We start from the raw sequence: 20,271 nt of genomic DNA on the forward strand, positions 1-20,271 counted from the left end.
GACCATCCCTTCGCGACTACGTAACGTCCGCTGCACCAGTGCAGACCTGTCAACTCAATCGGGAGCCGGGGGTGGAATCGTGGCCGTCATCGAGGTCGAGGGGCTGCGTAAGCGGTACGGAACGACAGTCGCCGTCGACGATGTCAGCTTCACCGTCGAGAAGGGAGAGATCTTCGGCATCCTCGGCCCGAACGGGGCTGGTAAGACCACCACGGTCGAGTGCCTGGTCGGGCTGCGGAACTCGGATGCCGGGCGGATCAGCGTGCTCGGTCTCGACCCACGTCGGGACCGCAACCGCCTGCGGCAACTTGTCGGGGTGCAGTTGCAGCAGGGGATACTTCCGGAGAAGCTCCGGGTCGGGGAGGCGGTGAGGCTCTACCGCTCGTTCTACAGCGAGGGTGCCGACCCGGACCGGCTCCTGGCCGATCTGGGACTCGACGGCAAACGCCGTACCGCGTTCGGTGACCTTTCCGGTGGCCAGCAGCAGCGGTTGGCCATCGCCCTGGCCCTCGTCGGCAACCCGGTCGTCGCCGTACTGGACGAACTCACCACCGGCCTGGACCCCCAGGCGCGCCGCAACACCTGGCAGCTCATCGACGAGATCCGCGAGTCCGGTGTCACCGTACTGCTGGTCACGCACCTGATGGAGGAGGCGGAACGGCTCTGCGACCGGATCGCGGTCATCGACCGTGGTCGGCTGGTCGCCCTGGACACGCCGCTCGGTCTGATCAGGCAGGCGGCTCTCGATCAGGAGCTCACGTTCCGGGTGACCGAGCCGTTCGACCATGCCGTACTCGCCGCGTTGCCCGAGGTGAGCGGGGTGGTCGCCGACGGTGACGAGGTCAGGGTGTCCGGTTCCGGCAATCTGCTGTACGCGGTCAGTTCCGCGCTGATCGGTCTCGGCGTGGTCGCCACCGAGACGCGCCTGCGACAGGCACAACTGGATGACGCCTTCCTTGCCCTGACCGGCCGGGAACTGCGCCCGAACGACAGTTCCACGCCGGAGGAGGACCGATGAGCGGAATCCACGACGTGGTCATGGCCCGGCCTGTCCCGCGTCGGCTCGGGCGGCAGGCCTGGGCACAGATGGTCCTGACCGAAGCCAGGCTCACCTGGCGCGACACGGCCGGACTGGTCGTACCGTTCGGGCTGCCCGTCCTGATCATGGTGATGAACGGGATCGGCTCGGACCGTCGCGGGATGCCGGAGTTCGGTGGGCTGTCGGCGCTGGACGCCTACGTCGTACCGCTGGTCCTGGTGCTGGTCGTGGCGATGCTGGGCATGGTCAACATGCCTTCGTTCCTGGCGGCGTACCGGACCTACGGGGTGCTGCGGCGGCTGGCGGTCACTCCGGCCCGGCCGTGGATGGTCCTCGCCGCCCAGGTGGTGGTCAGCCTCGTGCAGGCCGTGGTGGGCATCGCCATCTCGCTGGTGGTGGCGAAACTCGTCTTCGACGTCGCGCCGCCCCGCAACCTGGCCGGTGCCCTCGCCGCGCTGGCCCTCACCGCTGCCACGATGTACGCGATCGGCATGCTGATCGCGGCGGTCGCACCGAGCCCCAACTCGGCGGTTGCCATCGGCCTTACCGCGTTCTTCGCCACCATGGCCCTCGGTGGTGGGTTCGGCCCCCGGCAGAACCTGCCCGACTGGCTCTCCACCATCGGAGGCCACCTGCCCTTCGGCGCTGCGTTGGACATCCTCAGCGCCTGCTGGGCCGGTCTCGGGGTGGAGGGCACCCAGCTTGCCGCCCTGATCGGAACCGTGCTGCTGGCGAATGTCGCAGCCGCCAGGTTCTTCCGCTGGCAGTAGCGTCCTTCGCTGGCACCAACGCGGGGAACCCACGGTGCTCCGGCGCTAGCCGTCCCCGACGCCTGACTGGGTGCGCCCGGTCAGGCGTTCGTGGCGCTGTCGGGCTGCCTGCGCGGTTCCGAGGCCGAGTCCGAACGCGATCGCCTGCCAGGTGAGTCCGCGACTGCGGGCCAGGTTGAGCAGCCCGGCCTCCAGTGCGTCGAGTTCGGCCCGTACGTGGGGGATCAGGGTCAGTGCGGCGGTCAGGTCCGCCTCGTCCAGCGGGGCCTCGTCGGGCTCGGGCAGGGCCGACCCGGCCGCCAGCGAAGTGACCAGGCTGACCGCCTCGTACGGGTCGAGGACGGTCGCGTGGCTCCAGCGTCGGCGCTGGCTCTCGGTCGTGCCGTGCCGTTCGGTGATGCGGTGGAGTGCGGCGTAGGTGCGGTGGGCCCGGGCGCGGCTGGCATCCGGTGGAGTGAAGGCGTCGTCCATCTGCTGAGCGTCGGTCATGACGCCAGCGAACCACGTCAAACGATCCGTTGTCAACTAACCGTTGCAAACAGATCGTTTAAAAATGCTGTGAAGATCGTTGATCTACCAGCTGCTCACCGGTCAGCCGTGTCGGGCGAACGCCTCGGCTACCGTGTCCCGCCCGGCACCGGTCGCGATCAGCAGGCGAAGCAGGACCCGTGCCTTGTACGGATCGAGCAGCCCGCCGTCGACCAGCCCACGCCGCAGCAGGTCGGTCTCGGAACCGATCGCGCCGTAGGTGTGCCGTAGCACCGAGCCGCTGCCGGTGCGGGAGGTCAACACCACCGGAATGCGTTCGGCGAGCGTACCGAGCACCGGGGCGAGTGCGGACGGCACATGTCCGACCCCGTAGCCGGCGACGACGAGGCCGTGATGTGTCTCCGTGAGCCCGTCGAGCAGTAGGCCGTCGTCGTCGAGCGTCAAGGGGTAGAGCGCCACCCGGGTGGCGTCGAGTGATGCCGTTTCCGCTGGCAGCGGCAGCGGTTCCCGGCGGGCCGGCCGGGTCAGCACGCGTACCCGCTCCTCGATGACATGACCGATCGGGCCGACGTTCGGTGACGCGAAGGTCGCCGTACTCGTGCTGTGGGTCTTGCGTACCCAACGGGCGGCGTGGACCTCGTCGTTGAAGACGACCAGTGTCCCGAGGTCCCGGGCCGCCGACGACGCGGCGACGCGTACCGCTGCCAGCAGGTTCGCCGGACCGTCCGCACCGGCCAGCGTCGGATTGCGCATCGCCCCGGTGAAGACCAGTGGTTCCGCGTGCGGCCACACCAGGTCGGCGAGGAACGCGGTCTCCTCCAGCGTGTCGGTGCCCTGGGTGACGACGACGCCGGCAGCACCGTCGGTCACCGCCGTCGAGGCGGCGACGACCACGTCGAGCACCTGCCGGAAGGTCAGGTTCGCACTGGGTACGGCATGCGCGTCCCGTACGTCGAGTGGCACACCGAGGTCGGCGAGCCCGGGTACGGCGGTGGTGAGTTCGGCACCGGTCAACCGGCTGACCACGCCACCACTGCTGCCGGTCATCGCGATCGTGCCGCCGAGGGTGAACAGCGCGACGCCCACTCGTTGAGCCCTTCGCTAGGGCGGCCATCGTCGATCGACCGCCGGACGCCGTCACCGTACGGCAAGCGGTGCTCCGGCCCGCAGCCACGTCGGCTCGGCCCATGTCCACGTCGGCTCGGCCCATGTCCGCGTCGGCCCGGTCAGGTGCGGCGGCCACCCCGGTGGGCGGGGCCGGGCAGGATCCCTCGACCGGCCAGCACCTCGAACACGAGATGGGTCTCGGCCTGACGTACGGCAGGGTGCACGGTGATGTGTTCCAGGACGAGGTCGCGTAGTGCCTCGGGCGACTCGACGGCGACGTGCACCAGATAGTCGTCCGCCCCGGCGACGTGGAACGCGGTGAGGACCCCGGGAATGTCGGTGAGCGTGGCGTGGAAGCTGCGTACGTGGTCACGGTTGTGACTGCCGAGCCTGACCTTGATCACCGCTTGCAGCGGATAGCCGAGGGCGGTCAGGTTGAGCTGTGCGTGGAAGCCGGAGATGACGTTGCTGTCGCGCAGTGCCCGTACCCGGTGGATGCAGGTCGACTCGGCCACTCCCACCCGGGCGGCCAGCGCGGCGTTGGTGAGCCGGCCGTCGGCGGCCAGTTCGGTGAGGATGGACAGGTCGGTGCCGTCCAGGGCAGTCGTACGGCCCGGTTGTGGATTCCTCGGTCCGGCCGCTCGTGCCATCGGTCCCGCCTCCATGATCTTTCCCGGTCTGTCGTCTGGGCCGAGGATTCCTCGCCGGTCATTGCCTGCGATTGTGGTCCCTTGCACCATCATCGCGTGGGTAGTGAAAATCTCTCATTCGACTCGCTGGCCGTGCATGCCGGCCGGGCAGACCTGTCCGAGCTGGGCGTCCACGCCCCGCCGCTGGACCTTTCCTCGACCAGCCCACTGCCCGACATCGAACTGGGCGGCGACTCCTACGAGGCGATGGCCTGCGGTGGCCACCCGGTCGACGGGGGAGGATTCGTCTACGCCCGCCTCTGGAACCCGACCGTCGCCCGGTTCGAGTCGGCCCTGGCCCAGCTCGAGGGCACCGAGGAGGCGGTGGCCTTCTCCTCCGGTATGGCGGCGATGACCGCCACCGTACTGGCGGCCAGGGCGGAGACCGGTGGGAACCACATCGTCGCGGTCCGCCCGCTCTACGGCGGAACCGACCATCTGCTGGCCTCCGGACTGCTCGGTGCCGAGGTCACCTTCTGTCCGGCCGGGGAGATCGCGACGGCCGTACGCCCCGACACCTGCCTGGTGATCCTGGAGACCCCGGCGAACCCCACCCTCGACCTGGTCGACATCGGTGCGGTCGTCGAGGCTGCGGCCGGTCGACCGGTCCTGGTGGACAACACGTTCGCCACCCCGGTGCTACAGAACCCGGCAGCGCACGGGGCCAGCCTGGTGCTGCACAGCGCGACCAAGTACCTCGGCGGGCACGGCGACGTGGTCGGTGGAGTCGTGGCCGGCAACGCGACCTGGGCGGCGGCGCTGCGTCGGGTCCGGTCCGTGACCGGGGCACTCATGCACCCGTTGGCCGGCTACCTGCTGCACCGGGGCCTGACCACGCTGCCCGTCCGGGTACGGGCACAGCAGGCCACCGCCCAGCAGCTCGCGGCGTGGCTGGGTACGCATCCCGCCGTACGCCGGGTCTTCTATCCGGGTGCGCCCGACGGCGACCCGGCCGGCCTGGTCGGCCGGCAGTTGCGCGGCTGCGGCGCGATGCTGGCCATCCAGCTTGCCGGCGGTTACCAGCAGGCCGTACGGGTCACCAACGGCGTCCGCCTGTTCACCCATGCGGTGTCCCTGGGCGGGGTCGACTCACTGATCCAGCACCCGGCGGCGCTGACCCATCGTCCGGTCGCCGAATCGGCTCGGCCGGGTGCCGACATCGTCCGGCTCTCCATCGGCCTGGAGGACGTCAACGACCTCCGATCCGACCTCGCCCAGGCCCTCGCCTGACCGACCCCCACCCCTTTTCGGGTTGATCATGAAGTTGTTGTCTCCTACACGGCGTGTCGCGGACAACAACTTCATGATCAACGGGGGAGAAGAGGGCGGGGGAGAAGAGGGCGGGGGAGAGAGAAGGGGGTGGAGGGGGTCAGTGGGGGGTGTCCTCGCGCTGGGCTGCTGCGTCGCGTTGGGCCAGCCGGGCCAGCATGGCGTTGTACGCGGCCAGCGCATCGTCCTCCCGCCCCTCGGCGGCGGCCCGGTCGGCGGCCCGGTCTAGGCGGCGCTGCTCGCGTTGGTCCGCGCGGAACCACTGGATGAACAGCGCACCGACCACGAACAGGGTGGGAATCTCGCCGAAGGACCAGGCGATACCGCCAGCGGTGTGCTGGTCGTCCAGCGGGCTGCTGCCCCAGGTACGAGGAAGCGCGTTGAACCATTCGGCGGCCATCAGCGAACTGGCCTGCATGATGGCGACGCCGAGGAAGGCGTGCAGGACCATGGACACCAGCACCAGGATCATGCGTAGCGGTGCCGCCGGACGCTGCCGGGGGGACGGGTCGACCCCGATGACGACCCAGAAGAACAGGTAACCGGCCCCGAGGAAGTGCAGCATCATCGCCAGGTGGGCCGCGTGCGAGCGTAGCGCGAACTCGTACAGGCCGGTGAAGTACATCATGTACATGCTGGTGACGTAGAAGACCAGCGCGACGACGGGGTGCGACACGAACGCGGAGATCCGCAGCCCCAGCGCTCCCTGCAACCATTCGCGGGGGCCGGGCCAGGCCGGGTCCTTGGCCTTGGGCAGCGCCCGCAGGGCCAGCGTGATCGGGCCGGCGAGGGCCAGCAGGATGGGCGCCAGCATGGCCAGCAGGAGGTGCTGCACCATGTGCACCGAGAACAGCACCGGTCCGTAGCGGGCCAACCCGCTGGAGGTCGCCGCGACGACGATCGCGCAGCCGCCGAGGAAGGCGAAGGTACGGGCCGCCGGCCAACGGTCCCCGCGCCGGTGCAGCCGCCACACCCCGGCGAGGTAGAGGCCGGCGGCGACCAGCGCACCGGTCAGGAACAGCGGCTCGGGCAGCCAGTTGGTCAGCAGTCCGCCGACGGTCATCGGTGGCGGCATCGGGAACCCGAGCAACGCCGTGGCGACGTCCTCCTCCAGGAGTTCACCGGTCGGCGTGGGCGTACGGGCCAGCGCGACCGCCGAGCCGATGGCGAGGCCGAACAGCGTGATCTCCACGGCGGTGACCCGGGCGAAGGTGCGCCGCTCGCCGCGCCGCAACGCGGGTAGCGCGCTGCGCCGCTGCCACCAGCCGACGCCGGCCAGTGCGACCAGCAGACCCGTCTTGACCAGGACGAGCTGCCCGTACCGGCTGCTGAACAGGTCGGCGGGGGTGGACAGCCGGGAGAAGGCCGACAGCACGCCGGATCCGGCGACCGCCACCAGGCAGGCGGTGGCCAGCAGCGAGAAGCGGCGTACGGCGGTGGCCAGGTGCGGGCTGCCGGCGCGGCCGGCCAACGCCAGGGCCAGCAGCCCACCGGCCCACAGGGTCACCGGTACGACGTGCAGCAGCAGCCCGGAGACGGCCAGTTGGTGGTTGCCGGACCCGGCGGCGTGACCGGTGAAGATCGGCGGTACGACGGCGAACAGCGCCAGACCCAGCGCGATGGTGGCCCCGAGTGGTCGCAGACTGATCCGGCAGGTCACGAAGACGGCTGCGGCGGCCAGGGCGGACAGCGACAGGGCCTGACCGAGGTTGACCGAGGTCGCGAAGTTGAACAGCGTCTTTGCGGTGACCACCTCTCCGGCCGGTTGTCCGAGCAGGTCGGAGAGGGTGTAACCGAGCGCGAGGACGGCGCACAGGCACCAGGCGAGCGCGGTCCAACCGGCGGTCCGCAGCCGTCGGTAACCGATCGCCGACAGCCCGGCCCCGTCCCTGGGGGAGAGCAGGATCGTCGCCAGCAGCAGGCCGATGGTGGCCACGGCGAAGACCTGGGTGCCCAGTCGGGCCGCCGGCAACGCCCAGGCGGTCACCACACCCGGGTCGGGCAGGCCGGGTATGGCCTCCCGACGGACACCGCCGCCGTACCAGAGCAGCGCCGTCGCGGCGACGGCTGCGGCGGCCAGGCCGCCGATCGCGTACGGCCATGGCCGGTCGAGCCCGGTCGTCCGGGCGGTCGGTCGGGTCATCGGCGTACGGCGCGTCGACGCCACACCAGGTAGCCGGCACCGGCCAGCACGATCAGGGACAGCGTGACCGTGGCGATGACCCAGCCGGCGGCTCCACTGTCGGGGTCGGCGGTGGCGGAGTCGGCGTCGACCGCCGCGTTCACGCTCGGTGCCGCCCCGCTCGGCGCGTTCGACGCGCCGGGCGGTGTCGCATCGGCCGACGGTGTTGCGGGAGCCGAGGGCGTGCCGGCCGCCGTCGCTGCCGAGACGGTGAACGGGTACGAGCCCTGCACCGGGTGACCGTCGGCGGAGACCACCCGGTAGGCGACGGTGTAGGTGCCGTTGGCCAGCGGTTGGGTGAAGGTCACGGTGCCCCGGGTGCCGGAGACCACCGGTTCACCGGTGGGTACGGGTTGCCGGGCCGCGTCCGTGATCACGATCTTGGTGTAGGTGGGGTTCAACGGCTCCACGAAGTCGAGCATCACCTGGGTCGGCGGTGCGGTGAGCGTGGCGTCCCGTTCGGGGTTCGCGGCGCGGAGCTGGTTGTGCGCGAAGGCCGGGCGGGCGGGGATCAGCGCGACGAGGACGGCGACGAGTACGGCACCGGCCGCTCGGAAGATCCGCACAGCGGGTGACAGCGGTACGGCGTGCATTCGGACATGGCTCCGTAATCGGTTACTGGCTTGGTTGGGTAGTCGCTGTTCGGGGCGGTCGGGTTCCCGCCGGGCAGAGAGTGGTTCGGCTGGTCGGGACCACTTCATTCCAGCAGTTGTTGTCCGACCCATCCGCCGGGGGCACATCCGGGTGGGATGGCGAACACTGCCGACCCGATCGGGGTGGTCCACTCGTTGAGCAGGTCCCGTTCAGCCAACCGGCGCTGGACCGGTAGGAACTGACGGTCGATGTCGGCCTGGTACGACGCGAAGATCAGTCCGCTGTCCGGGTGCCCGTCGGCGTTCGGCACCCCGTCGTAGTTGTACGGCCGACGCATGATCATCAGCCGTTCGTCGGCGACGTGGGCGCGGGCGACGTGGGAGAACTCGGGGATGACGGTGAAGCCGAGTTCGTCGGTCGCGGTGAAGTCCGGCGGGTCGTGCTCGGCCTGACCGGTGAGCGGTGCACCCGTGTCGAGCCGCCGACCGAGGGCCATTTCCTTGTCGGTACGGCCGAGCAGGTCCCAGGTCTCCAGCTCGGTACGGATCCGGCGGATCACCAGGGTGGTGCCGTCCCGCTGCCAGGCGGGTCCGTCGGACACCCAGACCGCCTGCTCGAAAGCGGCGGTGCCGGGCTGCGGGTTGGTGGTGCCGTCCAACTGGCCGAGAAGGTTGTGCTGGGTGTGCGCCTCGTCCTGTACGCCCCGGCTGCGCCGGAAGCCGAGTTGCGTCCAGCGGACGGCACCGAACGGGCGGGCATCCTTGATCAGCATCCGCTGCGCGTGTGCCACCGTGACCGGATCGTCCGCGCAGATCTGGATCAGCAGGTCGCCGCCGGACCAGCGCGGCTCCAACCGGTCGATGGCGAACGGTGGCAGGTCGGCCACCGAGGGCGGTCGGCGGTCGTCGAGCCCGGCTGCCCGGTAGAAACCGGGCCCGAAGCCGAAGGTGACGGTGAGCCGGGCGGGCAGCAATGCCAGTTCGCGTTCGGTGTCGGCCAGCGCCGGCTGCCCCTGGGTCAGCCGGGCAGCGTCGTCGGTGAGTAGCCGCATCAGCCGGCCCAACGCCGCCCGGTCCACCCCCCGGTGCAGGGTGAACGCGACGAAGGAGGCGTGCGCCTGCGGATAGGTGGCGACACCGGCCTGCCGGGGGCCGTGGAACGGCTCGGTTCCCGTACCGATGGAGAGGTCAGCGACCGGCGTCGGAGCCGCCGCCGGCCGGTCCCGGTCGGTGACGGCGGCGACCGCGCCGCCGCCGAGGAGGGCACCTCCGGCGACGGCTCCGCTGGTGAGCAGGTGACGTCGGCTCAGCCGCCGCCGGTTCGCGGGCTGCTCGGTCATGCTGGGTTGCTCGGTCATGCTGGGTTGCTCAGTCATGCTGGGTTGCTCGGTCATGCTGGCTGTTCCGTTATGCCGGGTGGCTGGCGTGCGTGCCGGGGGCGTAGCTCTCCTCGGCCCCGGCGAACGGCTTGGCGACGGCGGTGAACTGGATGGTGCCGCCGTCGGCCAGGGTCAGCGTCACACTCACCTCGTCACCGGCCTTGACCGGCTTGGCCAGCTTCATCAGCATCAGGTGGTCACCGCCGGGCTCCAGGGCGTGGCTGCCCCCGGCCTTGATGGTGAGGCCGTTGGCCTTCTGCTGCATGACCATCTTGCCGTCCTTCATGGCCATCTCGTGCAGTTCGACCGGCGACAGCGGGGATGTCGCCCCGGTGATCGTGATGTCGGAGGTACCGCCGTTGACCAGCATGCCGAACACCGCGGTCATCCCGGTGTCGGAGGCCTTGGCCCAGGCGTCCCGTACGGTGACACCGCCGGCCGGGGTGGTCGTCGAGGGGGTCACGTTCGGTCGGTCGTTCAACGGCGGATCCGCCGCACCGCATCCGGCGAGGCCGCCGAGCGCCAGGGCGGCGACCACCGCCAGGGACGCTCGTACGACGGCTGTCCGGCCGGTGACCAGGTGCGACACGGTGCTCTCCGTTCCCTCGGGTGACGTGCTGCCTGTTGGTCGGCCCGAGCGGCGGGGAAGTTCCCGACAGGCTCGCCCGATCTGGTCAGAAGGGTGTGCTTTCCGACACCTTCCCGACGGGCTATGGTCAGCCGGGTGCCCTGCTGTCGATGGATGGTGGCGGAGTTTCGCCGAAATGTGACGCCTGCGGGCTGATCGAGGGCCGGTGTCCCAGGTCAGGTGCCGACAGTTTCGCGCAAGACGAGCACTGACGATTGAGGCGGAAAACCCGCATCGGTGGCCGACTATGTTATTGGCGGGTGCGCGTGGCAACCGGCACCTGAGGGCCGTTTCGTGCCGCCCTGTGGGGGCGGCAGCGACCGACGTGTGGCACAGTGCCCGGTCGGGGTTTGCGCGGCTGCTGGGGCGTGGCGACTCCGATCGTGAAGCGGTTGCGGTTCGGCGGCTGGATGCGTTGGCCGCGGAGGTGGCACAGGCGTCGCCGGCCGAGCATGAGGCGGTACGACAGCGCCTGCTGTCGATCTGGCAGACCCGTCTGATCGACCTGGTCGAGGAGGACCCGACCGCGGCCGAGACGTTGCGCAGTTTGCGTGACGAGTTGCGATCGCGGCTGCCCGTGGCCCAACAGCAGTGGGTGCAGACCATCACCTCGTCGGCGTCCGGAGCCACCGCCCAAGGGGTGATGTTCGGCAACATCATCAATCACCCTGATCGCAACGCTGACCAGCCGACGGGTGAGGCGCGGCCGTAGTGAGCGAGCTGCCCGAGGCAGTGATGCGGCAGGTCACCGCCGTGTCCGGGTTCGCCTGTCGACATCTCCGTACCTGAGGCCGTCGAAGCGATCTTGCCCGTCGGTCCATACGTCGCCCTCGACATCGGAGCCGCCGCCATCGGCCTCGACCGCCGGACTGAGGCCATCAGTGGACGCCACAATCATCCGCATGACCGAACCCGACTACCTGACCACCACCCGTACGGCCTACGACACGGTGGCCGTCGACTACGCCCGACTTGCTGCCGCTGAACTCGACATGCGCCCGCTGGAGCGCGGGATGCTGGCTGCCTTCGCCGAGATCGTGCGGGCCGCCGGGAACGGGCCGGTCGCTGACATCGGCTGCGGTCCCGGACGGTTGACGGTGTACCTGGACCGGCTGGGGCTGTCCACGTTCGGCATCGACCTGTCCTCGAAGATGATCGAGGTGGCCCGGCAGACGTACCCGAACCTGCGGTTCAGCGAGGGGTCGATGACCGAGATGGACCTCGAGGACGGTGAACTCGGTGGCATCGTCGCCTGGTACTCGATCATCCACACGCCGCCGGAGTTGTTGCCGGTGGTGTTCGCCGAGTTCCATCGCACCCTGGCACCGGGCGGCCACCTGCTGATGGCCTTCCAGGTAGGCAACGAGCGTCTGCGTGTGGAGCAGGCGTACGGCCATGAGGTGTCCTGCGACGCCTACCGGTTGCCGCCCGACCTGATCGCCGAACTGCTCAACCAGGCCGGGTTCGTGGTGAGCGCCCGGCTGGAGCGGGAGGCGGGTGAGCGGGAGCGGACTCCGCAGGCATGTCTCCTGGCCCGCAAGCCCGAACGCTGAATTTCTTTCGTCTCCATTGCCGGTAGGGGTGGTCCTTCGTCAGGCTGTCGAGCTGGGTGCGTAAACGGGGCAATCACCATGGCATTTGTTGGAGCCAGTGGAAGTCCGTTGGAGTCAGCGGAAGTCCGTTGGAGTCAGTGGAAGTCCGTTGGAGTCAGTGGAAGTCCGTTGGAGTCAGTGGAAGTCCGTTGGAGTCAGCGGAAGTCCGTTGGAGTCAGCGGAAGTCGGATGAAGCCGGCGGAAGTCGGATGAAGCCGGCGGGAGCGCAGGCGGGGCAGCTCGACAGCCTCCGCAACAGGAATCCCTGACCGCCGGGAAGCCTCCTGGGTGCGGTCTGGCGTCAACAACGGTTCACAAACCGGTGGTGGTGTGCCGGTGGTGGCGGGGTATCCAGCCGAGGAAGCGTTGGTGGAGGGCACCGAGGTGGGGGAGGGTGAGGCGGGCTGGTCCGCAGGGCCAGGGGTGGGCGCAGGTGCGGCAGAGCCAGAGGGGTGGGATGGGTTGGTGTCGGGGTTGGTGGGTCATGTGGGTTTGAGTGGTCGGGTTACTGCGCCGGGGAGGGTGAGGGGCGGAGTGAGCCGGTGCCGGCGGTGTAGTGGGTTTCGGGGATGGTGATGGTGTCGCCGGGTTGGACGAGGGCGCGGACCCGGGCGGTGAGTTCGCTGGCGGTTTGGTGGCACTGGGTTGCTGTTGGCTGGTGTGGTCATGGGATCGCCCGCCGGTTGGACGGACGCCGGTGGGGTGTCGGCTTGTCGGGGGTGGGGGTGCTGTCTCCGGCCGGTGTGGTGTCGGGGTCGTCGGCCGGTAGCGTCTTCGGTTCGACGGCGTCGCCCGGTTCCGGCTCGGTGGCCGGGTCCGGCTCGGGACGGCGTACGGGATAGGGAATCTGCTCGAAGTCGCCACTGAACATCTGACCTGCTCCTTCGGTTTGTCGGGCGGCTGGTACCGGCCCCCTGTCGCCACTCTGGACGACAGCGCCCCGACAGGGGAGGATGCGAGGGCTCGCTACCAAACGTGTTTGCGTACTTACAGGCAAGGTAAGTGGATGAACTTCGACATGTGGATTCGAGCCCTGAAGGCCGCCCGGGCCAGCGCGGGGGTGTCCCAGGAGGCGCTGGCCGGTCTGATCAAGTGGAGCCCGTCCACCATCACTGCGATCGAGATCGGCCGGCGTCGGCAGACCATGGACTTCGCGGGGGCGGCGGATCGGGCGCTGGACACCGGTGGCCTGCTGGTCGAGCTGTTGATAATGGCCGACCAGCAGCACTCGCCGGCCTGGTTCGCGCCGTGGCGGACCGTCGAGACGACCGCGACCCGGCTGCGGACCTTTGAGCCGCTGCTGGTACCGGGGCTGCTCCAGACCGAGGACTACGCCCGCGTACGGGACACCAAGGATCGGGATGGCGGCACGCTGGCGTTCGCCCCGGCGGCGTGGCGGGCGTGCATCGGCCAGCTTCGACCCTGACCGGTTTCTGACCCTTTCCTGACAGACGCTCGCCGACTCGTATTCTTGTCGACGGTATGTCTGTCTCAGAGGGAGTCGGAGTGAGCAATCGGGTAGAAACGCTGGAGTTCCAGGCTGAAACGCGCCAACTGTTGCAGTTGATGGTGCATTCGATCTACTCCAACAAAGACATCTTCCTGCGGGAACTCATTTCCAACGCCTCGGATGCCCTGGACAAGCTGCGTCTTGAGTCGCTCATCGACAAGGACCTCCAGGTCGACACCTCCGACCTGCACATCGCCATCGAGGTCGACAAGGAGGAGCGGACGCTCACCGTACGCGACAACGGCATCGGCATGTCCCGTGACGACGTCGTCCGCCTGATCGGCACGATCGCCAAGTCGGGTACGGCCGAACTGCTCCAGAAGATGAAGGAGTCCAAGGACGCGGCGGCGTCCCAGGAGCTCATCGGGCAGTTCGGGGTGGGCTTCTACTCGACGTTCATGGTGGCGGACCGGGTCATCCTGCGGACCCGGCGGGCCGGCGAGGAGGGGGGCACCCGCTGGGAGTCCACCGGTGAGGGCACCTACGTCGTCGAGGACGTCGAGGACCTTCCGCAGGGCACCTCGGTCACCCTGTACCTGAAGCCGGAGGACGCCGAGGACCAGCTCTTCGACTATGCGGCCGAGTGGAAGATCAGGGAGATCGTCAAGCGGTACTCCGATTTCATCGCGTGGCCGATCCGGATGACGACGGAGCGCACCGACGAGGCCGGGGCGACGACGCAGGACGTACAGACGCTCAACTCGATGAAGGCGCTCTGGGCGCGGGCCCGCAACGAGGTCGAGCAGGCTGAGTACAACGAGTTCTACAAGCACATCAGTCACGACTGGAGCGACCCGCTCGAAACCATCCACATGAAGGCGGAGGGGACCTTCGAGTACGAGGCGCTGCTGTTCGTCCCGAACCACGCGCCGTTCGACCTCTTCATGCGTGAGGGCAAGCGCGGCGTGCAGCTCTACGTCAAGCGCGTCTTCATCATGGACGACTGCGAAGCGCTCATGCCGAACTACCTTCGCTTCGTCAAGGGTGTCGTCGACGCACACGACCTGTCACTCAACATCTCCCGCGAGATCCTCCAGCAGGACCGGCAGATCCAGGCCGTACGTCGCCGGCTGGTCAAGAAGGTGCTCTCGACGGTCAAGGAGATGCAGGCCGAGCACGCCGACCGCTATCGGACCTTCTGGACCGAGTTCGGTCGGGCGGTCAAGGAGGGCCTGGTCGAGGACGTCGACAACCGGGAACTGCTTCTGGACATCATCTCGGTCGCCTCGACGCACGACGCGAACGAGCCGACGACGCTGCGCCAGTACGTCGAGCGCATGAAGGATGGCCAGAAGGACATCTACTACATGACCGGCGAGTCCCGGGCGATGATCGAGAACTCGCCGCACATCGAGGCGTTCCGCGCCAAGGGCTACGAGGTGCTGGTCCTGACCGACCCGATTGACGAGGTGTGGGTCGAGCAGATCGGTGCCTTCGACGGCAAGTCGTTGCAGTCCGTCGCCAAGGGTCAGGTCGACCTCGACAGCGAGGACGAGAAGGCGGACACCGAGCCCGAGCGGGAGCAGCAGAAGAAGGACTTCGCTCCGCTGCTGTCCTGGCTGACCGAGAAGCTGACGGAGCAGGTGAAGGAGGTCCGGCTGTCGTCGCGGCTGACCACCTCGCCGGCCTGCATCGTGGGCGACGCGCACGACATGACGCCGACCCTGGAGAAGATGTACCGGGCGATGGGTCAGGAGATGCCGCAGGTCAAGCGCATCCTCGAACTGAACCCGACCCATCCGTTGGTGACCGGACTGCGCAAGGCGCACGAGCAGGCACCGGCTGACGAGACGCTGGCCGAGACCGCCGAGCTGCTGTACGGCATGGCGCTGCTGGCCGAGGGCGGAGAGCTGAGCGACCCGTCCCGCTTCACCCGACTGCTGGCCGATCGGCTGGCCCGCAGCCTGTAGCAGGAGTCGCGACCGACGCTGGTCGAGCCGGGCCGGGCTGCCGGGGGATGTCTACCCTCGGCAACCCGGCCCGTTCGGTTGACGGGGGGTGTGCGGCACCCCGTTGAGCTATCCGCGTAGGTCGCGCCGCTGGTAGCCGAACGTGCCGAGCCCGGCCAGGGCGATGGCCACGACCAGCATGACGGTGGTGGCCCGCCAGTCGGGTGGCAGCTGGGGGACCGGGGCGAGGTGGGCGAACGGGGACAGCCGACCGACCCAGGCGGGTGCGTCGGTGCTGTCGACGATCACCTGGAGGAGGAAGCCGCCGGCTCCGGGCAGGGCGCCGACGAGTGCGACCATGCGGGGTAGCCAGCCGAGTGCGAGTACCGCTGCACCCAGGCAGAGAGCAGCGATGGGCAGCACGTTCATCGCGCCGGCCAGGGCGGCACCCGGTCCGAGGGGAGCGTCGACGGTGGCGGCACCCGCCCACGTGGTGAGTCCGGCGACGCCGACCAGAAGAAGGGTGCCACCGGCGGTGACGGCGACCTCGGTGGCCAGCAGCCGGGTACGGGTGACGGGCTGGGCGTAGACCAGGGTGAGCCGTCGGGTGGTCTCGTCGGCGGCGGTGGCGGCGATCCGGGTCGCGGCGAAGATGCCGGCGGGGATCGCCAGCAGGTTGAACATCGCGGCGGCGTATCCCTCGACGGACCCGAGGTGGGCGAACCCGGCCTGTGCCGCGAGGTCGGCGAACCGGGGGTTGTCGGCGAGGAACGCGGTCATCGACACCGCGAGCAGCCCGATCAGCAGGTAGTAGGCGCCCATGCCGACGGCCCACCCGGTGAGTGGGCGGACGAGCCGGCGGGTGGCGAACCCGGGCACCGAGCGGAGCAGCCGCAGTCTGGGTGGGCGGCCCGTCGGGGTCGCCAGCCAGCCGCCGCGTACGTCCCGACGCCCGGCCACCAGCAGAGCCGCGCCGAGCAGGCCCACGACGACGACCGCGAGTACGACCAACGGCAGGATCCGGTTCGCCGCGTACGGCTGGGCGAGCGCGACCAGCCCGAACGGTGACAGCCAGCGCAGCCAGGCGAGTGCGTCGATGCCGTCGCCGACCATCCGTAGCAGCAGCCCGACACCGAGCAGGCCGACCGCGGCACCGGTGGCCGCGGCTCGGGTGGGGAAGAGTTGCGCGGTCAACGTGCCGACGGCCGCGAAGTAGCCCCCGACCAGGGCGATGCCGACGCCGTGCAGCAACGCCCCCGCCGGTGCGGTGCCGACGGCGGAGAGGGAGCCTGCGGTGGCGAGACCCGCGACCAGCAACGTGCCGGTCAGGACGGCGGCGTGCCGGGCCACGATCGAGCGGACGGGGATCCGGCCGGCGGCCAGCAGGTCCCACCGGCCGCTGTCCTCCTCGCCCCGGGTGATGCGGGTGGCGGTGAGCAGTCCCCACACACCGGCGAGTACGCAGACGATGGTGCCGGTACGCCATACGGTGAATCCGCCCGGATCGTCCAGGGCGACCGGCTGGCCGAAGAGCGTACGGATGGCCGGGTTCTCGGCCAGTGCGCTGAGGGCGGCGGCGTCCAGTGCGTCACCGACGGTGCTGGCGTAGGTGGCGGCCACCAGCGCGGAGATGCCGGCGGCCAGCGCGATGACGATCAGGCCTCCGCGCCGGATCTGCCGTACGGCGAGCCGGGTGACGGCCGCGCCGGCGACCCGGATGGCGGGTGGTTCGACGGGGGACCGGTCCAGGCGGGCGTCGATGGCGGTCACCGGGCCACCTGCGTGTAGTAGTCGAGGAAGATTTCCTCGAGGGTCGGCTCGTGGACCTGCAACGCGGTCACGTCTGCCTGTGCGAGGGCCCGCAGTGCCGGGGCGGGTGAGCCGGTGAGGGTGAACCGTAGGCGGGCGGGGCCGACCTGTTCCACGGTCTCGATTCCGGCCACCCCGGTCAGGTCCGGCGCGGACCCGGAGAAGGTGACCTCGACCTGGCTGCGGTGCAGCCGGCGTAGTTCGGCCACCCCGGCGACCTCGACCAGACGGCCGGCGCGCAGGATCGCCACCTGGTCGCACACCGCCTCGACCTCGGCGAGTTGATGGGAGCTGAGGAACACCGTCTGGCCCCGTTCGCGGGCCTGGGCGACGGCCGTCTGGAACTCCCGTTCCATCAACGGGTCCAGTCCGCTGGTCGGTTCGTCCAGCACCAGCAGCGGTGCCCGGGTCGCGAACGCGGCGACGAGGGCCACCTTCTGGCGGTTGCCGGTCGAGTAGGCCCGTCCCGGCTTGGACAGGTCCAGGGTGAACCGTTCCACCAGTTCGTCGCGGTAGGTCCGGTCGACACCCGGCCCGATCCGGCCCAGCAGTTCCAGGGTCTCGGCACCGGTCAGGTCCGGCCAGAGGGCGACGTCGGCGGGGACGTACGCGATCGACCGGTGCACGGTCGCGACGTCGGCGACGTCGGTGTCGAAGATCCGCGCCTGGCCGGCGGTCGGCCGGGCCAGGCCGAGCAACAGCCGGATGGTGGTGGACTTGCCGGCACCGTTCGGCCCCAGGAAGCCGAAGACCCTGCCCGCTGGCACGGTCAGATCCAGCGCGTCGAGCGCGCACACCGACCCGTAGCGTTTGGTCAGACCGACGGTACGAATGGCAGGAACATGCACGGAAGCCTCCCTGATCGGCAAGGGACATGACAGCCGACCAGACTTCCCGGCACACCAGGGCAGAGCGTACTCGTACAACGTCGATGTGTGGCAGGGGGACCGACCCCGTCCCCAGTGGATTGGCGGGATCTGCGAAATCCGCTCCGGGACGGGCCGGTCGTGCTGGCTCAGTCGCTGCTGTTCTGCTCGGCCTTCCAGCGATCGATCAGTTCGGGCAGTTCCTGCCACAGGTAGGCGTAGAAGTCCCGCATCTCTGCCAATCGGTGCCCGCCGGGCGTCTCCGGGCCGGTGGCCGCGATACCCTCCTCGGCCGCGTCCATCATCACCTTCACCAACTGGTTCTGCCCGGACATGAGCGTGGCCCAGGCATGTTCGCGGAGCCGGAAGTGTTCCCGGCGGCTTCCTGGCGCGGGAACCTTCTCGATCAGTCCCACCCCGGTGAGCGCCTTGACCGAGGTGGACACGCTTCCTGAACTGATCCCCAGAACGTCAGCGAGTTCCCCGGCGGTCAGGGTGTCCTGGTCGGTGAAGAGCAGCGCGGCGAGCACGCGGGCGGTCATCCGCTGTAGTCCGCCCTGGGTCAGGGCGAGCGCCAGTCGTTCCGCCGGATCACTCAGGGCCACTATCAAGATCCTTCCTTCGGTTTTCCTGACGAAATCTTAACGCCTCCGAACATTTGGAATTCTCTGAAATCTCGCTACTCTCGCGGATATGGGAGACGTGATTCGACTAGAGAAACTGAGCAAGACGTACGGGGCCCGACGCGGGCTGGTCGACCTCGACCTGACGGTGACCGAGGGTGAGGTCTTCGGCTACCTCGGCCCGAACGGCGCCGGAAAGTCCACCACCATCCGCCTGCTGCTCGACCTCATCCGGCCCACCGGGGGACGCGCCTGGCTGTTCGGCCGGGAGCCGCGCGAACATGCCGTCGACCTGCACCGTCGCATCGGCTACCTCGCCGGTGACTTCGTGGTCGACCCCCGCCAGCGCGTCGGCGAGTGCCTGACCTTCCTCGCCAGCCTGCGCGGCGGCGTCGCCAACGCCCGTATCGAGGAACTGGCCGCCCGCCTGGACCTCGACCTGTCCGCCCGGATCAAGGCACTGTCCAAGGGCAACCGGCAGAAGGTCGGGCTGGTCCAGGCCTTCATGCACCAGCCCGACCTGCTGATCCTCGACGAGCCGACCTCCGGGCTGGACCCACTGGTGCAGCAGACCTTCCTGGACCTGGTCCGGGAGGCTCGGGCCGCCGGCCAGACCGTCTTCATGTCCTCGCACATCATGACCGAGGTCGAGGCGGTCGCCGACCGCATCGGAATCGTCCGCGACGGTCGACTCGTCGCCCTCGACACCGTCGCCCGGCTCCGTGACCACGCCGCCCACCGCTTCGCGATCACCTTCGCCGGCCCGATCGACCATGCGGCCCTCGCTGCGCTGCCCGGAATCTCCGACCTGACCACAGACGGGCCGGTCGCCCGCTTCGCGCTCGCCACCGGCCCCGACGCGTTGATCCAGGTCCTGGCCCGCCACCGGGTGACCAGCCTGACCGCCAGCGCTCCCGACCTCGAAGAACTCTTCTTCACCTACTACCAGCCCACCCAGGCCGCCGCCCAGGAGACCACCCATGCCTAACATCCTGACCAAGACCCTCTGGGACTCCCGCCGCAGCCTCATCGGCTTCGCCGTCGGCACCACCCTGGTCGGCACCATGTACGCGGGCTTCTACCCCCAGGTTGCCGACGGTGCCATGGGGCAGGCCGTCGAGGGTTTCTCCCCGGCCCTGCGAGACGCGCTCAACATGGAGGACATCGGCAGCGCCGCCGGATATCTCGGTTCCAGTGTCTTCGGCATCATCGTGCCCCTGATCGCCGTCATCTACGGCATCGCCACCGGCACCCGGGCCATCGCCGGTGACGAGGAAGCCGGCTACCTCGATCTGCTCCTCGCCCACCCGGTCAGCCGTACCCGGCTGCTGCTGCACCGTTTCGGTGCGCTCGCCGTCGGTGCGTTCGTCCTCGCCGGACTCGTGCTGCTGGCGATGCTGGCGATCCGTAACAGCGTCCAACTCGACAGCATCGGTGTCGACCGGTTCGCCGCCCAGTGTGTGGCGCTTGCGCTGCTGGCCACCCTCTTCGGTGCCGTCGCCATCACCCTCGGAGCCGCCACCGGCAGCCGGGCCGTCGCACTCGGCGGTAGCGCCACCGTCGGAGTCCTCGGGTACGCCGCCAACACCTTTGCCGCCCAGATCGGTGCCGGCGGTGCCCGCTACGCCTCCCCGTTCCACTACTACATCGGCAACGAGCCACTCCGAAGCGGCTTCCAGTGGGTCGACCTAGGCGTTCTCGCGGCGGCCATCGCCGTACTGGTGCTCCTCGCCATCACCGTCTTCAACCGTCGCGACCTCACCAGCTGACCCCACGCAAGCAGATCCGCCGCCGGCCGGCGTGGACAGCCACGTCGGGTGGGAGAACATGCCGGCAG

20 protein-coding genes are annotated in these 20,271 nt (G+C 69.4%); 9 read left to right on the forward strand and 11 right to left on the reverse strand.

Translation table 11 applies throughout. The features are described from left to right. Positions 1-79: 79 nt before the first annotated feature. Complete coding sequence (locus ACFQ4H_RS12930) at positions 80-1,018, forward strand: ABC transporter ATP-binding protein (protein ID WP_377570453.1); 939 nt, start codon at positions 80-82, stop codon at positions 1,016-1,018. Continuing rightward, complete coding sequence (locus ACFQ4H_RS12935) at positions 1,015-1,809, forward strand: ABC transporter permease (protein WP_377570455.1); 795 nt, start codon at positions 1,015-1,017, stop codon at positions 1,807-1,809. Before ACFQ4H_RS12930 ends, ACFQ4H_RS12935 begins: the two co-directional genes overlap by 4 nt. A 45-nt stretch (positions 1,810-1,854) precedes the next feature. Here the strand turns inward: ACFQ4H_RS12935 and ACFQ4H_RS12940 are convergent, their stop codons facing one another. From ACFQ4H_RS12940 to ACFQ4H_RS12950, 3 genes are all read right to left on the reverse strand, one after another. Next, positions 1,855-2,298 (reverse strand): DNA-binding protein, encoded by a 444-nt coding sequence (locus ACFQ4H_RS12940; protein WP_377570456.1) that lies wholly within the window; start codon positions 2,296-2,298, stop codon positions 1,855-1,857. A gap of 102 nt (positions 2,299-2,400) precedes the next feature. Further along, complete coding sequence (locus ACFQ4H_RS12945; protein ID WP_377570457.1) at positions 2,401-3,384, reverse strand: asparaginase; 984 nt, start codon at positions 3,382-3,384, stop codon at positions 2,401-2,403. A 140-nt stretch (positions 3,385-3,524) separates the two neighbouring features. Further along, on the reverse strand, positions 3,525-4,055 hold the full coding sequence (locus tag ACFQ4H_RS12950; protein ID WP_377570459.1) for an Lrp/AsnC family transcriptional regulator: 531 nt from the start codon (positions 4,053-4,055) through the stop codon (positions 3,525-3,527). 96 nt (positions 4,056-4,151) lie between these two features. Between ACFQ4H_RS12950 and ACFQ4H_RS12955 the strand changes: the two genes are divergently transcribed. Further along, a complete protein-coding gene (locus ACFQ4H_RS12955; RefSeq protein WP_377570461.1) occupies positions 4,152-5,324 on the forward strand; it encodes a trans-sulfuration enzyme family protein in 1,173 nt (390 codons plus the stop codon). A gap of 139 nt (positions 5,325-5,463) precedes the next feature. Here the strand turns inward: ACFQ4H_RS12955 and ACFQ4H_RS12960 are convergent, their stop codons facing one another. From ACFQ4H_RS12960 to ACFQ4H_RS12975, 4 genes are all read right to left on the reverse strand, one after another. Continuing rightward, on the reverse strand, positions 5,464-7,506 hold the full coding sequence (locus ACFQ4H_RS12960; RefSeq protein ID WP_377570463.1) for a cytochrome c oxidase assembly protein: 2,043 nt from the start codon (positions 7,504-7,506) through the stop codon (positions 5,464-5,466). Beyond that, complete coding sequence (locus ACFQ4H_RS12965; RefSeq protein ID WP_377570465.1) at positions 7,503-8,138, reverse strand: copper resistance CopC family protein; 636 nt, start codon at positions 8,136-8,138, stop codon at positions 7,503-7,505. Before ACFQ4H_RS12965 ends, ACFQ4H_RS12960 begins: the two co-directional genes overlap by 4 nt. Positions 8,139-8,242: 104 nt before the next feature. Next, entirely contained in the window at positions 8,243-9,478 is a 1,236-nt protein-coding gene (locus ACFQ4H_RS12970) for a Dyp-type peroxidase (protein WP_377570553.1), read from the reverse strand. A 67-nt stretch (positions 9,479-9,545) separates the two neighbouring features. Beyond that, positions 9,546-10,106: a copper chaperone PCu(A)C gene (locus ACFQ4H_RS12975; protein ID WP_377570468.1), complete on the reverse strand. Its 561-nt coding sequence runs from the start codon at positions 10,104-10,106 to the stop codon at positions 9,546-9,548. Between the two features lie 343 nt (positions 10,107-10,449). On the opposite strand from ACFQ4H_RS12975, the gene ACFQ4H_RS12980 reads away from it, so the two are divergent. Both ACFQ4H_RS12980 and ACFQ4H_RS12985 read left to right on the forward strand, forming a co-directional pair. Beyond that, positions 10,450-10,857: a hypothetical protein gene (locus ACFQ4H_RS12980; protein ID WP_377570470.1), complete on the forward strand. Its 408-nt coding sequence runs from the start codon at positions 10,450-10,452 to the stop codon at positions 10,855-10,857. Between the two features lie 190 nt (positions 10,858-11,047). Further along, on the forward strand, positions 11,048-11,698 hold the full coding sequence (locus tag ACFQ4H_RS12985) for a class I SAM-dependent methyltransferase (RefSeq protein WP_377570473.1): 651 nt from the start codon (positions 11,048-11,050) through the stop codon (positions 11,696-11,698). Positions 11,699-12,401: 703 nt separating this feature from the next. Here ACFQ4H_RS12985 and ACFQ4H_RS12990 read toward each other — a convergent pair. Continuing rightward, positions 12,402-12,608, reverse strand: coding sequence for a hypothetical protein (locus tag ACFQ4H_RS12990; protein ID WP_377570474.1), 207 nt, complete (start codon positions 12,606-12,608; stop codon positions 12,402-12,404). 135 nt (positions 12,609-12,743) lie between these two features. Between ACFQ4H_RS12990 and ACFQ4H_RS12995 the strand changes: the two genes are divergently transcribed. Together ACFQ4H_RS12995 and htpG are read left to right on the forward strand one after the other, a co-directional pair. Next, positions 12,744-13,163: a Scr1 family TA system antitoxin-like transcriptional regulator gene (locus tag ACFQ4H_RS12995; protein ID WP_377570476.1), complete on the forward strand. Its 420-nt coding sequence runs from the start codon at positions 12,744-12,746 to the stop codon at positions 13,161-13,163. Between the two features lie 56 nt (positions 13,164-13,219). Next, complete coding sequence (gene htpG / locus ACFQ4H_RS13000) at positions 13,220-15,157, forward strand: molecular chaperone HtpG (RefSeq protein ID WP_377570478.1); 1,938 nt, start codon at positions 13,220-13,222, stop codon at positions 15,155-15,157. Positions 15,158-15,265: 108 nt separating this feature from the next. Here the strand turns inward: htpG and ACFQ4H_RS13005 are convergent, their stop codons facing one another. The 3 genes from ACFQ4H_RS13005 to ACFQ4H_RS13015 form a co-directional block, all read right to left on the reverse strand. Next, positions 15,266-16,906 (reverse strand): ABC transporter permease, encoded by a 1,641-nt coding sequence (locus ACFQ4H_RS13005; protein WP_377570479.1) that lies wholly within the window; start codon positions 16,904-16,906, stop codon positions 15,266-15,268. After that, positions 16,903-17,793 (reverse strand): ABC transporter ATP-binding protein, encoded by an 891-nt coding sequence (locus tag ACFQ4H_RS13010; RefSeq protein WP_377570480.1) that lies wholly within the window; start codon positions 17,791-17,793, stop codon positions 16,903-16,905. Before ACFQ4H_RS13010 ends, ACFQ4H_RS13005 begins: the two co-directional genes overlap by 4 nt. Before the next feature lie 167 nt (positions 17,794-17,960). Further along, on the reverse strand, positions 17,961-18,416 hold the full coding sequence (locus ACFQ4H_RS13015; protein ID WP_377570481.1) for a GbsR/MarR family transcriptional regulator: 456 nt from the start codon (positions 18,414-18,416) through the stop codon (positions 17,961-17,963). Positions 18,417-18,504: 88 nt separating this feature from the next. Between ACFQ4H_RS13015 and ACFQ4H_RS13020 the strand changes: the two genes are divergently transcribed. Continuing rightward, entirely contained in the window at positions 18,505-19,422 is a 918-nt protein-coding gene (locus ACFQ4H_RS13020; RefSeq protein WP_377570483.1) for an ABC transporter ATP-binding protein, read from the forward strand. After that, complete coding sequence (locus ACFQ4H_RS13025; RefSeq protein ID WP_377570485.1) at positions 19,415-20,203, forward strand: ABC transporter permease subunit; 789 nt, start codon at positions 19,415-19,417, stop codon at positions 20,201-20,203. The genes ACFQ4H_RS13020 and ACFQ4H_RS13025 overlap by 8 nt, the downstream gene beginning before the upstream one ends. Positions 20,204-20,271 lie beyond the last annotated feature (68 nt).

The organism is Micromonospora sonneratiae (assembly GCF_042679305.1).
Taxonomy (GTDB): Bacteria; Actinomycetota; Actinomycetes; order Mycobacteriales; family Micromonosporaceae; genus Micromonospora_H; species Micromonospora_H sonneratiae.